We start from the raw sequence: 16,115 nt of genomic DNA on the forward strand, positions 1-16,115 counted from the left end.
TGACACGAACAGTGCCGACCGAAGCCGGCACGAAATAGAAATGATAGCGGTCGCTGGTGGAATGGCCAAATCCCCGATTGGGCAAAAGGCGACGATTAGCGTGAAAACGTGGACGAAGTTTCGTCCGAGGAGACACCGTCCCAGAAAGTCCCGCCGTGGCTGTTTCGGGCGATCCTGACTGGTGCGGCAGCTCTCGGTGGGCTGTACGTGCTCGCGTGGCTCGTCGAGCAGTTGAGGACGCTCATCGTGATCGTGCTGGTGTCGTTCTTCTTGTCGTTCGCCCTAGAGCCTGCGGTGAACCGGATGGAGAGAACGGGCCTTCGCCGGGGGGTGGGCACCGGCGTCATGTTCGTGGCATTGCTGGCCGCGGTGGGGTTGTTTCTGTGGGCCATTGGCACAGTTCTGGCCGACCAAATCGGTGAGTTTGCCGACGACGCCCCCGGCTACATCAACGACATCGAAGACTGGGTGGAGGACGCCTTCGATATCGAGATTGACGCCCAGGGGCTGCTTGATGAGTTTCAGGAGGGTGGAGCGGTCGCCAATCTGGCCACCCGGTTAGCCGACAATCTGATCAACCTTGGCGCCACGGTGCTTCAAGTGCTGTTCCAGATCCTGACCATCGTGCTGTTCACGTTCTATCTGGTTGCTGAAGGACCGAAGCTGCGGCGCAACATCTGCTCCCTGCTGTCGCCCGAGCATCAGCGTCAAGTCCTGAGCATCTGGGATCTGGCCATTGACAAGACCGGGGGGTACATCTACAGCCGACTCATCTTGGCGGTGATCTCGTTCTTGGTCCACTGGCTGGTGTTCTGGCTGGTGGGGGCGCCCTTCCCTGTTCCCATGGCTATGTGGGTGGGGCTGGTTTCGCAGTTCGTCCCCGTCATCGGCACCTATATCGCCGGAGCGCTGCCGGTGCTGATCGGGCTGTTGGACAAGCCGTCGATCGGTTTGGCCATCCTGATTGCCATCGTGGTCTACCAACAGGTGGAGAACTACCTGCTCCAGCCCAAGGTGACCGCCCACACCATGGAGATCCACGTCACCGTGGCCTTCGGCGCGGTGATCGCCGGCAGCCTGCTCTTGGGAGCGGTGGGGGCGCTACTGGCCCTTCCGGCCGCCGCCACCATCCAGGCCTTCTTGTCCAGCTACGTCGAACGCCATGATGTGGTGCAAGAACTCGAAGACGCCGAGGCAGCCCAGCATCCTGAGCGCGATCCCATGAGTCAGCGCATCCGTCAAGTGGTGCGCCGGGTGTTCACTCCCAAGTAGCGAGTTGACTCCGCTCAGGAGCAGGCGGTGAGAGCGGCGTCGTAGTCGGGTTCGGTGGCGATGGCGCCCACCAGCTCGGTGTGGGCCACGGTGCCGTCGGGGGCAATGACCACCACGGCCCGGGCGGTGAGCCCGGACAGGGGGCCGTCGACCATTTCCACCCCGTAGTCGTCCAAGAACTCCCGGTTGCGGAAGATAGACCCGATGGTCACGTTCTCGATGCCCTCGGCACCGCAGAAGCGGGAACCGGCAAACGGCAGGTCCATCGAAGCGCAGACCACGGTGGTGTTATCGAGACCGGCGGCCCGCTCGTTGAAGGCCCGCACGCTGGCCTGGCACACCCCCGTGTCGATGCTGGGGAAGATGTTGAGCACCACGTTGCGGCCCGCCAAACCTTCCAGCGTGACGTCTGAGAGGTCGCCGCCGGTCAGCGTGAATGCCGGTGCCGCCGACCCCACCGCCGGGAGGTCGCCGCCGGTGTTGATTGTCGTGTCTCCGAATGTGGTCTGTCCCATAGCCGTTTTGTACCACTTCGGTGGCTTGTTTCTGCTGCCGAGGAGCGAATCCCCTTCGTTAGATGAGATTGAGCGTTAGATGAGATTGAGTCGCTCAGCGCGGGTGAGGTTTTGTTGGGCGGTTAGGAGGTGGGCGTGGTCGATGAGGCGGCCTTGGTGGCGGAAAGCGCCGATGCCTTGGGCCTCGTGCTCCTCCACGGTTGCGATGAGTTGGCGCCAGGCGGCGATCTCTTCGGGGGTGGGGGAGAAGATCTGGTTGATTATGGGAAGGTGGCTGGGGTGGATCGCCATCATCCCCTCATAGCCGAGCTGGCGGGTTTGGGCGGCGAACGTGGCGAGGCCGTCGAGGTTGTTCACGGAGCCCCACAGCCCGGACAGTGGGTTGGGCACCCCGGCGGACCGTACGTCGATCAGCACCTTTTGGCGCAGGTACAGAGTCTCGATGCCTTCGGGAGACCACTGGAAGCCAACGGAGCGGCCCAGGTCGCCCTGTTGGGACGTGGCGCCGCCCATGTAGGCCACTCGGTCGGAGGCAGTGGCCAGCTCGTAGGCCATGCGAACGGCAGATGCGGTCTCCACCAGCGGCATGATCCGGGCTTCAGTGCCCGCTAAGGCGGCATCGGCAGCAGCCACTTCTTCGGGTCCGGTGACCTGGGGCAGCATCAGCGTGGTCAGCGATGGGTGTCGGCAGGCGTCGGTGTCGAGGGCGAAGTCGGCCGTTCCCACGGCGGAAACCCGCACGAACACCGCCGGTTGATCCGGAGTGTGGGATTCCAGGGCGTGGCGGACGTAGGCTCGGGCCTCTTCAGCCGCTCCCCGGGGGATGGCGCTCTCCAGGTCGAACACCACCCCGTCGGCCTCGGTGGCCAGTGCCTTTTGCATTCGGTCGGCCCGATTGGCGGGGACGAACAACAAGCTGCGGATCGGGGGCGGGTCGGTGTTCATCGCAGCCGCAGTCAGATTCCCTCGGCTTCGACTTCCTCGCGGCTCACGCCCAGAAGGAACAGGACCGCGTCCAAGTAGGGGACGCTTACCGCGGTCTCGACTTCTTGGCGCACCTTGGGCTTGGCGTTGAAGGCGATGCCCAGCCCGGCGGCGGTGAGCATGTCGATGTCGTTGGCGCCGTCGCCCACCGCCACTACCTGCTCGGAAGACACGCCCTCGGCGGCCGCCACTTCGTGAAGGATTTCGGCCTTGCGGCTGCGATCCACGATTGGGCCCTCCAGGTTGCCGGTGAGCTTTCCGTCGACCATCTCCAGGGTGTTGGCGAAGGCATAGTCGAGGTCGAAGTTCTGCTTGAGTCGGTTGCAGAATCGGGTGAAGCCGCCGCTCACGATGGCGATGGCAAAGCCGAGCCGCTGGAGGGTGGTAAGAAATGTCCGAGCTCCGGGGGTGAGGGTTACCTGGTCCCATACCCGTTCCAACGCCGCCTCGTCTAAACCGGCCAAGAGGCGGACGCGGTCCCGCAGGGCGGTCTCGAAGTCGATCTCGCCGCGCATGGCCTGATCGGTGAGCTTCTGGCACACCTCGCGGCATCCCGCCTCGGCAGCCAACAGGTCGATCATCTCGTCTTGGATGAGGGTGGAGTCCACATCGAGCATGGCCACCCGCTTGGCTCGCCGAGCCAGACCTTCACGCTGGATGGCCACATCGAACTCGGGGTTGGCTCCGGCCACCGACAGCAGATTGCGCCGGATGGCGTCGGCGTCGCCGCCCTCCACCAGCAGCTCATAGCTGTAGATGGGATAGCGGGACAGGCGCACGATGCGGTTGATGTTGCCCCCGCCTTCGGCGATGGCGGTGGCGGTGGTGGCCAGCATCGCCGGGGTCAGCTCTTGGCCCAGCACGGTGACGGCATAGGCGCCCATGTGGGCAGAAGGGGTGGGGTCGACCACGTCGAACTCCACAGTGACCCGTTGCTCCCAGCCGAACAGCAACAGGTCTTTGAGGAGATCCTGGCCGGGGGGAACCTCCATCACAATGCCCAAAGTGAGTTGGCGGCGGATGACCACCTGCTCCACGTCCTGGATGTGGGCGCCGCCCGTGGTCAGCACGCCGAGCAGGGCGGCGAACAGCCCGGGTCGGTCGGGCCCGGAGACCCGGAGCAGGATTACTTGGGAGGAGGCCATGGCTCGCTCCCGCTCCGGTTGGGCCTCAGCCGTGCTGGAGCTTGATCTCGATGTCCACGCCGGCGGGCAAGTCCAACCGCTGGAGGGAATCCACGGTTTTGGGGCCGGGGTCCACAATGTCGAGCAGGCGCTTGTGGATGCGGATCTCGAAGTGCTCGCGGCTGTCCTTGTCCTTGTGGGGCGACCGGATCACCGTGAAGCGGTGCTTCTCGGTGGGCAGCGGGACAGGTCCCCGCAGGTCGGCCTGGGTGCGCTTGACCGTCTCCACGATCTTCTTCGTGGATTGGTCGATGATCTCGTGATCGTAGGCCTTCAGCCGAATGCGGATTTTCTGTCCTGCGGCCATGGGAGCTACTTGAGGATCTTGGTGACGGTGCCCGCGCCCACGGTGCGTCCGCCCTCGCGGATGGCGAAGCGCAGTCCCTCGTCCATGGCAATGGGGGCGATCAGCTCCACGACCATCTCGGTGTTGTCGCCGGGCATGCACATCTCGGTGCCCTCGGGCAGGGCGATGGTGCCGGTGACGTCGGTGGTGCGGAAGTAGAACTGGGGCCGGTAGTTGCTGAAGAACGGCTTGTGGCGTCCGCCCTCTTCTTTGGTCAGCACGTAGACCTGAGCCTCAAAGTTGGTGTGAGGAGTGATCGAGCCGGGCTTGGCCAGCACCTGGCCCCGCTGCACCTCGTCTTTGTCGGTGCCTCGCAAAAGGGCGCCGATGTTGTCGCCGGCGCGGCCCTCGTCGAGCAGCTTGCGGAACATCTCCACCCCGGTGCACACCGTCTCGGCGGTTTCCCGGATGCCGACGATCTCCACCTTGTCGCCGGTGTTGACGATGCCCTGCTCCACCCGGCCGGTGACCACGGTGCCCCGTCCGGTGATGGAGAACACATCTTCGATGGGCATCAGGAACGGCTTGTCCACGTCGCGCTCGGGCTCGGCGATGTAGCTGTCCACCTGCTCCATCAGATCCTGGACTTGCTGGCCGGCGTCGCCATCGCCGTCGAGGGCTTTGAGCGCGGAGACGGGGATAACCGGAATGTCGTCGCCGGGGAAGTCGTACTCGCTTAGCAGCTCCCGAACCTCGAGCTCCACCAGTTCCAGCAGCTCCTCGTCGTCCACCATGTCGACCTTGTTCAGGGCCACCACGATGGCTGGTACGCCCACCTGGCGGGCCAGCAGGACGTGCTCTCGGGTCTGGGGCATGGGGCCGTCGGCGGCCGACACCACCAGAATGGCACCGTCAACCTGGGCGGCGCCGGTGATCATGTTCTTGATGTAGTCGGCGTGGCCGGGCATATCCACGTGGGCGTAGTGCCGGTTCGGAGTCTCGTACTCGACATGGGCCACGTTGATGGTGATGCCGCGCTCCCGCTCCTCAGGGGCCTTGTCGATGTTGTCGAACTCGGTGAACTGAGTGGAGGAAGGATCAGCCTCCGACAGCACCTTGGTGATCGCCGCGGTCAACGTGGTTTTGCCGTGGTCGATGTGGCCCATGGTGCCCACGTTCAAGTGCGGTTTGGTGCGCTCGAATGTTTCCTTTGCCATTTTCTTTCAACCTCCGAGGGTGGGTTGGTTGCCCATGATTATTCGCCCCGTATGCGGGCGACGATTTCCTCCTGCACCTTGGCCGGCGCCTGCCGATAGGTGTCGAACTGCATGGTGTGCGTTGCGCGGCCCTGTGTCCGCGAACGGAGTTCGGTAGCGTATCCGAACATTTCCGAGAGTGGCACATGGGCCTTGACAATTTGTTCGCGGCCCCGCTGCTCCATGCTGTCGATCTTGCCCCGCCGACCGTTCAAATCGCCAATAACATCGCCCATGTACTCCTCGGGAGTCACGACATCAACAGCCATGATCGGCTCCAAAAGAACGGGCTTGGCCCGGCGAGCGGCGTCTCGGAAGGCGGCGGTGGCCGCGATCTTGAAAGCCATGTCCGACGAGTCCACCTCGTGGTGCTTGCCGTCGGTGAGGGTCACTTTGAGGTCCACGACCGGGAAGCCGGCCAGAGGTCCGGTGGTCATGGCGTCTTGCATGCCGCTATCCACCGCGGGGATGTACTCCCGGGGAATGCGCCCGCCGGTGACCTCGCTGGCGAACTCGTAGCCCTTGCCCGGGTCGTTGGGCTCCAGGTTGAAGGTGATCTCCGCATACTGACCGGAGCCGCCGGTCTGCTTTTTGTGAGTGTGGGTGAACTTGACCACCGGGGCAGAGATGGTTTCCCGGTAGGCCACCTGGGGCTTGCCCACCGAGGCGTCCACGTTGAACTCGCGCAGCATGCGCTCTACCAGGACTTCCAGGTGCAGTTCGCCCATGCCGGCGATAAGGGTCTGCGCGGTCTCCTCGTCGGTGCGGACCTGGAACGTCGGATCCTCCTCGGCCAATGCGGACATGGCCTTGCCCAGCTTGTCTTGGTCAGCCTTGGTGCGGGGCTCCACCGCTACCTGGATAACCGGGTCGGGGAAGTCCATCTGCTCCAATTCGAGAGGATGGTTGGGATGGGCCAGGGTGTCGCCGGTGCGGACGTCTTTGAGCCCGATGCCGGCCACGATGTCGCCCGCCCGGACGACGTCGAGGTCTTCCCGGTCGTTGGCGTGCATCTCCAAGATGCGCCCGACCCGCTCCTTGCGGCCGGTGCGGGGATTGACCACCTGGCTGCCCTTGTCCAACTGGCCGCTGTAAACCCGGAAGTACGTGAGTTTGCCGACGTGGGGATCGCTCATGATCTTGAACGCCAGCGCGCTGAAGGGAGTCTCGTCGGAGGTGGTTCGCTCGCAGACCTCTCCCTTGTGAGTGCCCCTCACCGCGGGGACGTCCAGCGGAGAGGGCAGGTACTCGATGACCGCGTCCAGCAAGGGCTGTATGCCCTTGTTCTTGAAGGCCGATCCGCACAGCACCGGCACAATTTCCAGCGACAGGGTGCCGGCCCGCAGCGCGGCCCGCAGGTCGGCCGGGGTGATCGAATCCTCGTCTTCGACGTATTTCTCAAGCAGGTTCTCGTCGAATTGGGTGAGCTGGTCGATGAGCTCGAGGCGGGCTTCCTCCGCCTTGTCTTTGAGGTCGTCGGGAATCTCGGTGACATCCCAGGTTGCCCCCAAGTCGTCGCCCCGCCACACCAGGCCCCGCATCTCTACCAGGTCGACGACGCCGAGAAGGTCGGCTTCGAGCCCGATGGGCAGCTGCACGACCGCGGTGTTGGCCCGCAACCGCTCTTGAATGGTGAGCACCGCTTGTTCGAAGTTGGCGCCGGTGCGGTCGAGCTTGTTGATGAAGCAGATCCGGGGGACGCCGTACTTGTTGGCCTGACGCCAAACCGTCTCCGATTGAGGCTCAACCCCGGCGACGCCATCGAACAGGGCCACTGCGCCGTCAAGCACCCGCAGGGAACGCTCCACCTCCATGGTGAAGTCCACGTGGCCGGGAGTGTCGATGATGTTGATGCGGTGTCCGGCCCACTCCGCGGTGGTAGCGGCCGAGGTGATGGTGATGCCCCGCTCCTGCTCTTGCTCCATCCAGTCCATGGTGGCGGCGCCGTCGTGGACTTCTCCGAGCTTGTATGCCTTGCCGGTGTAGTAGAGGATTCGCTCGGTGCAGGTGGTTTTTCCCGCGTCGATGTGGGCCATGATGCCAATGTTGCGGGTCTTTTCCAACGGGTGACGAGACATGGTCTTTAGGGATGGGACCGCTTACCAGCGGTAATGAGCAAAGGCCCGGTTCGACTCAGCCATCTTGTGCAGGTCGTCGCGCCGTTTCACCGACGCGCCCAGACCATTGGAGGCGTCCAGGATTTCGTTGGCCAGACGATCGATCATGGTGCGCTCGCGCCGCTCTCGGGCGTGATTGACAATCCAGCGGATGGCCAGCGTGTTCGCCCGTCGGGGGCGCACGTCTACCGGAACCTGGTAGGTGGCTCCGCCGACGCGTCGGCTGCGGACCTCGAGTTGGGGACGTACGTTGTCCACTGCCCGCTTGAGAGTGCCGATCGGCTCGGCGCTGGTCTTCTGTTCCACAATGCCGAGGGCGCCGTAGACGATGTGCTCTGCGGTGGAGCGCTTGCCCCGTTGCAGCACCTTGTTCACGAACTGTGTGACCAGCAGTTCGCCATAGACCGGATCCTTGGGAAGGTCGCGTCGCCCTGCGGGGCCCTTGCGAGGCATCGCTAGCCTTCCTTCTTGGCGCCGTAGCGGCTGCGAGCTTGGCGACGCTCGGTCACGCCTGATGTGTCGAGCGTGCCGCGGATGATCTTGTAGCGCACCCCCGGCAGATCCCGAACACGACCGCCGCGCACCAAGACGATGGAGTGCTCTTGGAGGTTGTGCCCTTCTCCGGGTATGTAGGCGGTGACCTCCATGCCGCTGGTCAAGCGGACGCGGGCCACCCTTCGCAGTGCCGAGTTCGGCTTCTTCGGAGTGGTGGTGTAAACCCGAGTGCACACTCCCCGCCGCTGGGGCGCGCCCTTCAGAGCCGGCGTCTTCTCCTTGCGGAATTTGGACTGGCGACCCTTGCGCACCAGCTGCTGAATCGTGGGCACAGCACTTCCTAGGGCTGATTGAAACAAGATTGAGAGCGCAGCAAATCCCACGCTCCGGTGATCAGTCTACGCCCCTATCGTTCCCATCGGCAACACGTCGGCGTCGGTGGCCTCGGGCGGTGAGTCCCAGTGCGCGAACTGATCTGCCAGGTCAACATCGTCATCAGTCGAGGTGTAGTACTCCATCGGCGTGTAGTCGGGGGCATGGGTGGCGATCTCCCGATACATCTCCATACCGGTCCCGGCTGGGATCAGCTTGCCGATGATGATGTTCTCCTTCAGGCCGATGAGCCCGTCATGGCGAGACTCGATGGCCGCTTCGGTGAGCACCCGGGTGGTCTCCTGGAACGACGCGGCCGACAACCAGGAGTCGGTGGCCAACGAGGCCTTGGTAATGCCCATGAGCTCGGGCCGGCCCTCGGCCGGGCGCTTGCCCTCTTGGGCCAGCGAGCGGTTCACGTTAGTGAACACCTGGGAATCCACCCGCTCGCCGGGTAGGAAGTCGGAGTCTCCCGGCTCCTGGATGGCCACCCGGCGGGTCATCTGACGCACGATCAGCTCGATGTGCTTGTCATGAATGGACACGCCCTGGTCTCGGTACACCCGCTGGACCTCGTCCACCAGGTATTGCTGGGTCTCCCGCACGCCGCGGATCTCGAGGAGCTCCTTGGGGTCGCGAGGCCCGTCGGCTTGGGCCACTGGATCGCCGGCGGCCACCTCTTGGCCTTCGACTACAGCCAGCTTCCACGCCGGGTCGATGACAGTGGACCACTCAGACCCGTCGTCGCCTACCACCGACAGCCGGCTGACCTTGCCGTCTTCTTCGTTGATGCGGACCACGCCGGAGATCCGCGTCAATTCAGCCTTGCCCTTGGGGGTGCGGGCTTCGAACAGCTCGACAACCCGGGGCAGACCGCCAGCGATGTCCTTGCCGGCCACACCGCCGGTGTGGAAGGTGCGCATGGTGAGCTGCGTGCCCGGCTCGCCGATGGACTGGGCGGCGATAACGCCGACCGCCTCGCCCACCTCGATGGACTGCCCGGTAGCCAGGGAGAGCCCGTATGAAGCCCGGCTGATGCCCACCTCGGAGTCGTCGGTGAGGGGGGACAGCACCCGTACCCGGGTCACCGTTGGGTCGTCGCGCAGCAGGGCCAACTCCTGGTCGCCGACGATGGTGCCCCGCTCCAGCACAGTGCCGTCGCCCAGGGTCACATCGTCTCCCAGGGTGCGGCTGAAGAGACGGGTTTCCAGATACGTGCGCTTGCCCGGCTCATCGGACACGATGTCTTCGATCCAGATACCCCGGACCGGCCCTCCGGACTCGAACGGATCCCGATCGTTGATGATGACCTCTTGGGCCACGTCCACCAAGCGGCGCGTGAGATAACCAGAGTCCGCGGTGCGAAGGGCGGTGTCCACCAGACCCTTGCGGGCGCCGGGGGTGGCGATGAAGTACTCCAACATCGCCAGGCCCTCGCGGAAGTTGCTCTTGATGGGACGGGGAATCATGTCGCCACGGGGGTTGGCCACCAGGCCCCGCATGCCCGCGATCTGGCGGACCTGCATCATGTTCCCCCGGGCACCGGAGCCCACCATCATGTCGATGGGGTTGAACTTCTCGGACTGGAGCACTGCCTCCATGCGCTGGCGCACCATCTCGGTGGCCTCCGTCCAGATCTCAACCTCTTTCTGGCGACGCTCACCGTCGGTGATGATCCCCCGCCGGAACTGGTTCTCGACCTTGTCGGCTTCCTTCTCGTACCGGTCCAGGATGCTCTGTTTGTCATGGGGGACTTTGATGTCGTCCACCGACACGGTGAGCCCGGATTGACTGGCGAACTCGAAGCTCAGGTTCTTCAGGGCGTCGAGGCTGCGGGCCACCACCTCTTTGGTGTACTGCTGGGCCAGCCGGTCGACGATTGCGGTGATGTCCCGCTTGGTGGCCACATGGTTCACATACGGGAAGTCGTCGGGCAGGGTGCTGTTGAAGAACACTCTGCCCACCGTGGTGGGGGTATAGGTGGCCGCGTCGCCGTTGGCCGGGGTGTCCACCAACTGCGGGATGCGATATTCGATGCGGGCGTGCAGTTCGACCTCGCCGGATTCGAAGGCCCGCTCGATCTGGTGCTGATGGCGGAAAATCCGCCCCTCGCCCCGAGCGCCCTCCACTTCCTCGGTGAGGTAGTAGGCCCCGATGATCATGTCCTGGCCGGGAGTGACCAAAGGCCGCCCGTGAGCGGGGCTCAGCACATTGTTGGCCGACAGCATCAGCACCCGGGCCTCGGCTTGGGCCTGGGCCGACAGCGGCAAGTGGACCGCCATCTGGTCGCCGTCGAAGTCGGCGTTGAATGCGGTGCACACCAGCGGGTGGATCTGGATGGCTTTGCCCTCCACCAGCACCGGCTCAAAGGCCTGGATGCCCAGACGGTGCAGGGTGGGGGCCCGGTTCAACAGCACAGGGTGCTCTTGGATGACCTCGTCGAGCACGTCCCACACTTGGGGGCGACGGCGCTCGACCATCCGCTTGGCCGACTTGATGTTCTGAGCCAAGTCCTCTTCCACCAGCTTCTTCATGACGAAGGGCTTGAACAGCTCCAGGGCCATGAGCTTGGGCAGGCCGCATTGGTGCAGCTTGAGAGTGGGGCCGACCACGATGACCGAGCGGCCGGAGTAGTCGACCCGCTTGCCCAACAGGTTCTGGCGGAAGCGGCCCTGCTTGCCCTTGAGCATGTCGGACAGCGACTTGAGCGGCCGGTTGCCCGGACCGGTCACCGGGCGTCCCCGGCGACCGTTGTCGAACAGGGCGTCCACCGCTTCTTGGAGCATGCGCTTCTCGTTGTTGACGATGATCTCGGGCGCGCCCAAGTCGAGCAGCCGCTTGAGGCGGTTGTTGCGGTTGATGACCCGGCGATAGAGGTCGTTCAGGTCAGAGGTGGCGAACCGGCCGCCGTCCAGCTGCACCATGGGGCGCAACTCCGGAGGGATGACCGGAACGGCGTCCAGGATCATGGCCCGGGGGTCGTTGACCCGCCGGCCGTGCTGGTCGCGGCGATTGAAGGCCGACACGATCTTCAACCGCTTGATGGCCTTCTGCTCGCGCTGTTGGGACAGCTTCTTTTGGCCTTCGGGAGGATCGAGTTGCTCTCGGAGCTTGCGCTCCTCTTCGTCGAGGTCAACGCTGTCGATGAGCGTGGCGATGACCGCCGCGCCCATGCCCCCGGAGAACAGATCGCCGTAGCGGTCTTCCATCTCCCGCCACAGTTCCTCGTCTTCGATGATCTTGCGGGGGAACAGGCTGGAGAACTCTTCGAAAGCCCGTTCGACCAGGTCGATCTCGTCTTCGTATTCCTCGTCGAGGGCCAGCAGGTCCTTCTCGGCCGCCTTCTGCCGGGAGTTCTTCTCCGAGTCCTTGGCCTCGGCGGCCTCCAGCTCGGCCAATTCAGACTCCAGCTCGGCCAGACGCTCGTTTCGGCGCTCTTGGTGCTCTTCGCGGATGGCTTGGATTTCCTCGTGCATCTCCCGTTCGAGCTCGGGAAGCCGCTGGTGGCGCTCATCCTCGTCCACCTCGGTGACCAGGTTGGCCGCGAAGTAGATGACCTTCTCAAGTTGCTTGGCCTTGAGCTCCTCCTTGGGCTCGGTGCCCATCAGCAGGTAGGCCAGCCACGACCGGGTACCCCGCAGATACCAGATGTGCACGGCCGGGGCGGCAAGCTCGATGTGCCCCATCCGATCACGGCGCACCTTGGAGCGGGTCACCTCCACGCCGCAGCGCTCGCAGATGATGCCCTTGAAGCGGATGCGCTTGTACTTGCCGCAGTAGCACTCCCAGTCTTTGGTGGGCCCGAAGATCTTCTCGCAGAACAGCCCGTCCTTTTCCGGACGGAGCGTGCGGTAGTTGATGGTCTCGGGCTTCTTTACCTCGCCATTGGACCAAGTCCGAATGGCATCGGCGGTGGCCAGCCCAATGGAAAGCTGATCGAAAGCGTTGACGTCCAACATTTAGAACGGCCTCCCTGCGACACGGCGCTCGTCTTCATCATCTGATCCCCGTTCGGGGCGCGAAATGTCGATGCCCAGCTCTTCAGAAGTGCGGAAGGCATCGTCGTCTAGTTCCGTGATCTCCACTTGCTGTCCCGCGGTGTCCCTGACTTCTACGTTCAAGCACAGGGCCTGCATTTCCTTGATGAGCACTTTGAAGCTCTCCGGAATGCCCGGCTCGGGGATGTTGTCGCCTTTGACAATGGCCTCGTAGACCCGTACCCGGCCGAGCACGTCATCGGACTTGATGGTGAGCAGTTCTTGGAGGCAGTAGGCCGCCCCATAGGCCTCTAGGGCCCACACTTCCATCTCGCCGAAGCGCTGGCCGCCGAACTGGGCCTTGCCGCCGAGGGGTTGCTGGGTGATCATCGAGTACGGACCGGTGGACCGGGCGTGGATCTTGTCGTCCACCAAATGGGCCAGCTTCAGCATGTACATGTAGCCGACCATGATCCGGTTGTCGTAAGGCTCGCCGGTGCGGCCGTTGTAGAGCACGGCCTTGCCGTCGGACCCGACGAGGCGCTCCCCGTCGGAGGTTTCGGGCTTGATGTTCTCCAGGAGCTGCTGGATGGTGGGATGCTGCCCGGAGTGGCCGGCCTCGTCCCAATGGGCCCCGTCGAAGACCGGAGTCGCCACCAGGGTGGCAGCTCGGGTGGCGGGGCGGGTCTTGCGGCCGTCTCCCCGTTCGGGCTCCTCACCCACTTGGCCGTTTACATCCCAACCCCAGCGGGCCGCATAGCCCAAGTGGGCTTCCAGCACCTGGCCCACGTTCATGCGGGAGGGGACCCCGAGCGGGTTCAAGATGATGTCCACAGGGGTGCCGTCGGCCAGGTAGGGCATGTCCTCCATCGGGAGGATCTTGGAGATGACCCCCTTGTTGCCGTGGCGGCCGGCCAGCTTGTCGCCGACGGAGATCTTCCGCTTTTGGGCCACGTACACCCGGACCAGCTGGTTGACTCCCGGAGGGAGCTCATCGCCGGCATAGCGGTTGAACTTCTTGACGTCGATGACCTTGCCGTTCTCGCCGTGGGGGACTTTGAGGCTGGTGTCGCGCACCTCCCGGGCCTTCTCCCCGAAGATGGCCCGCAGCAGGCGCTCCTCGGGGGTCAGCTCCGTCTCTCCCTTGGGAGTGACCTTGCCCACCAGCACATCGCCGGGACCGACCTCGGCGCCGGGGAGGATGATGCCCTCCTCGTCGAGGTTGGCCAGGATCTCCTCCGACAAGTTCGGGATGTCCCGGGTGATCTCCTCGGGACCGAGCTTGGTGTCCCGGGCATCGATCTCATGCTCGTGGATGTGGATGGAGGTGAGCACGTCGTCGCGCACCAGCCGATCGCTCAAGATGATGGCGTCTTCGAAGTTGTAGCCCTCCCAGGCCATGAACGCCACCAGCAGGTTCTTGCCTAGGGCAATCTCGCCGTTATCGGTGGACGGTCCGTCGGCCAGGATGTCGCCCTTGCGGAAGCGGTCGCCCGTGTGCACCAACGGCTTTTGGTTGATGCAGGTGTCCTGGTTGGACCGCTCGAATTTCATGAGCTTGAACTTGGACGGGCCGGAGTTCTTGTAGTCGACCGTGATGCTCTCACCGGCGACATCGGTGATCGTGCCGTCCTCTTCGGCGATGATCATGTCGGCTGCGTCCCGAGCGGCCTTGCCTTCGATGCCGGTTCCCACAAACGGCGCTTCTGTCCGAATCAAGGGCACGGCCTGGCGCTGCATGTTGGCCCCCATGAGAGCCCGGTTGGCGTCGTCATGCTCGAGGAACGGGATGAGCGCGGTGGCCACTGAGACGATCTGCTTGGGGGAGACGTCCATGAGCTGGACCTCGTCGGGCGGCACCGATGAGATCTCGGTGGTGGCCCCGAAGAACACCTCTTGCTCGAGCTGAGCCTGCAACCCCTTCATGGTGGCTGCCTGGGGAGAACGCCGAACCAGAACCCGGTTGTTGACGAACCGGTTCTGCTCGTCGAGGGGCGCGTTGGCCTGGGCCACCACGTACTCCTCCTCGTCGTCGGCGGCCAGCCAGACGATCTCATCGGTTACCTGGCCGTCGATCACCTTCCGGTAGGGGGATTCGATGAAACCGAATTCGTTGACCCTTCCGTAGGAGGCCAGCGCGCCGATAAGGCCGATGTTGGGACCCTCGGGTGTCTCAATGGGGCACATCCGGCCGTAATGGGAGAAGTGGACGTCGCGCACCTCGAAGCCGGCCCGCTCCCGGGACAACCCGCCCGGACCGAGAGCCGACAGACGGCGGCGGTGGGTCAGCCCCGAAAGGGGGTTTACCTGATCCATGAACTGGGAGAGCTGGCTGGTGCCGAAGAACTCCTTGATGGCGGCGGCCACCGGCCGGTTGTTGATGAGGGACGTGGGGGTGATGGCCTCCACGTCTTGGGTGGTCATGCGCTCTCGCACCACCCGCTCCATGCGGGAGAGGCCGATGCGGACCTGGTTCTGGATCAGTTCGCCCACCGAGCGGATGCGGCGGTTGGCAAAGTGGTCTTGATCGTCGAGGCGGTAGCCGGCCTCGAACTTGACCAAATGCAGAAGATACGTGCAGGTAGCCAGTACCTCCGCGGGGGAGAGCACCGGCTGGTCGGCCTCCGGGCGCTCCAGCGTCAGGCCGAAGAGCTCTTCGATGCGGTCGAGCTCGGGCCCCAGCTTGCGGTCGAGCTTGTAGCGGCCCACTCGGGACAGGTCATAGCGGCGGCTCTCGAAGAAGGCGTTGCGGAAATAGTTCCGGGCCGCTTCCACCGATTGGGGCTCGCCGGGACGGGCCCGCTTGTAGATCTCCAGCAAGGCCTCGTCTTGGGTGGTGTGCTGGTGCTTGTCGCTCTCCCACTGGTCGGCCAAGAAGTCGAAGTGGCCCACGAACCGGTCGAGAAAACCGGGTTCGGTCTCCTCGTCGTACCCCAGGGCCCGCAACAGCGTGAACAGGCTCATGCGGCGCTTGCGGGCCACTCGGGCGCCCGCGGTGGGGTTGCGGCCCGGCTTGTGCTCGACGTCGAACTCGATCCACTCTCCCCGGTAGGGGTGGATGGTGCCGGTGACCAGCTGGTGCTTGCTCAGATTGCGGAGCCGGAATCGCTCACCCGGCTGGAAGATCACTCCTGGGGAGCGCACGAGCTGAGAGACCACGACCCGCTCGGTTCCGTTCACGATGAACGTTCCCTTGTCGGTCATGACGGGGAAGTCGCCCAAGAAAACGACCTGCTCGATGATCTCCCCAGTGAGGCGGTTTGAGAACCGGGCCTGCACCAGGATGGGCGCCGAGTAGGTCATGTCCTTCTCTTTGCATTCCTCCACCGAGGTGCCCCAGCGGGGGCCGGGGTTCAGGTCTTCATCGTCGGGGTCGAACTCCAGTTCGAGTTGGAGGTTTTCCGAGAAGTCTTTGATGGGGCTGATGTCGCGGAAGGCATCGGCCAAGCCTTGGCGGATGAACCACTGGAAGGAGTCCTTCTGCACTGCGATGAGGTCGGGTAGAGCAAGCACCTCCTCCAGATTTCCGAAGGAGTAGCGGTCGCGGGTCGCCAAACGGGGGGCCAAGGTGAGCTCCTGAGGTGGTGTGGTGGACGGGCAACGCCGGTAGGCTGCACGGACCCCTAAACGTCAACGGGAGGGCGGAATCCCGAATAC

11 protein-coding genes are annotated in these 16,115 nt (G+C 64.2%); 1 reads left to right on the forward strand and 10 read right to left on the reverse strand.

The features are described from left to right. The first annotated feature begins 108 nt into the window (after positions 1-108). Complete coding sequence (locus ACOGJC_RS10960) at positions 109-1,272, forward strand: AI-2E family transporter (protein WP_419845032.1); 1,164 nt, start codon at positions 109-111, stop codon at positions 1,270-1,272. 14 nt (positions 1,273-1,286) lie between these two features. Here ACOGJC_RS10960 and tpx read toward each other — a convergent pair whose 3' ends face one another. The 10 genes from tpx to ACOGJC_RS11010 all read right to left on the reverse strand — a co-directional run bounded on the left by tpx (position 1,287) and on the right by ACOGJC_RS11010 (position 16,025). Beyond that, a complete protein-coding gene (tpx, locus tag ACOGJC_RS10965; protein WP_419845033.1) occupies positions 1,287-1,787 on the reverse strand; it encodes a thiol peroxidase in 501 nt (166 codons plus the stop codon). Positions 1,788-1,862: 75 nt separating this feature from the next. After that, positions 1,863-2,732, reverse strand: a complete 870-nt coding sequence (locus ACOGJC_RS10970; protein WP_419845034.1) for an HpcH/HpaI aldolase/citrate lyase family protein — start codon at positions 2,730-2,732, stop codon at positions 1,863-1,865. 11 nt (positions 2,733-2,743) lie between these two features. After that, entirely contained in the window at positions 2,744-3,916 is a 1,173-nt protein-coding gene (gene serB, locus ACOGJC_RS10975; protein WP_419845035.1) for a phosphoserine phosphatase SerB, read from the reverse strand. A gap of 25 nt (positions 3,917-3,941) precedes the next feature. Then, the gene (rpsJ, locus tag ACOGJC_RS10980) at positions 3,942-4,262 is read right to left on the reverse strand and encodes a 30S ribosomal protein S10 (protein WP_419845036.1); all 321 of its coding nucleotides are present in this window, start codon (positions 4,260-4,262) and stop codon (positions 3,942-3,944) included. A 5-nt stretch (positions 4,263-4,267) separates the two neighbouring features. Then, a complete protein-coding gene (tuf, locus tag ACOGJC_RS10985; RefSeq protein WP_419845037.1) occupies positions 4,268-5,458 on the reverse strand; it encodes an elongation factor Tu in 1,191 nt (396 codons plus the stop codon). Positions 5,459-5,496: 38 nt separating this feature from the next. After that, a complete protein-coding gene (gene fusA, locus ACOGJC_RS10990) occupies positions 5,497-7,575 on the reverse strand; it encodes an elongation factor G (protein ID WP_419845038.1) in 2,079 nt (692 codons plus the stop codon). Between the two features lie 21 nt (positions 7,576-7,596). Then, a complete protein-coding gene (gene rpsG / locus ACOGJC_RS10995) occupies positions 7,597-8,067 on the reverse strand; it encodes a 30S ribosomal protein S7 (protein WP_419845039.1) in 471 nt (156 codons plus the stop codon). A 2-nt stretch (positions 8,068-8,069) separates the two neighbouring features. Further along, the gene (rpsL, locus tag ACOGJC_RS11000; protein WP_419845040.1) at positions 8,070-8,441 is read right to left on the reverse strand and encodes a 30S ribosomal protein S12; all 372 of its coding nucleotides are present in this window, start codon (positions 8,439-8,441) and stop codon (positions 8,070-8,072) included. Positions 8,442-8,507: 66 nt separating this feature from the next. Beyond that, positions 8,508-12,440 (reverse strand): DNA-directed RNA polymerase subunit beta', encoded by a 3,933-nt coding sequence (locus tag ACOGJC_RS11005; RefSeq protein WP_419845041.1) that lies wholly within the window; start codon positions 12,438-12,440, stop codon positions 8,508-8,510. Continuing rightward, positions 12,441-16,025 (reverse strand): DNA-directed RNA polymerase subunit beta, encoded by a 3,585-nt coding sequence (locus ACOGJC_RS11010; protein WP_419845042.1) that lies wholly within the window; start codon positions 16,023-16,025, stop codon positions 12,441-12,443. Between the last annotated feature and the right edge of the window lie 90 nt (positions 16,026-16,115).

The organism is Candidatus Poriferisocius sp., assembly GCF_965204015.1.
In the GTDB taxonomy this organism is placed as follows: domain Bacteria; phylum Actinomycetota; class Acidimicrobiia; order Acidimicrobiales; family Bin134; genus Poriferisocius.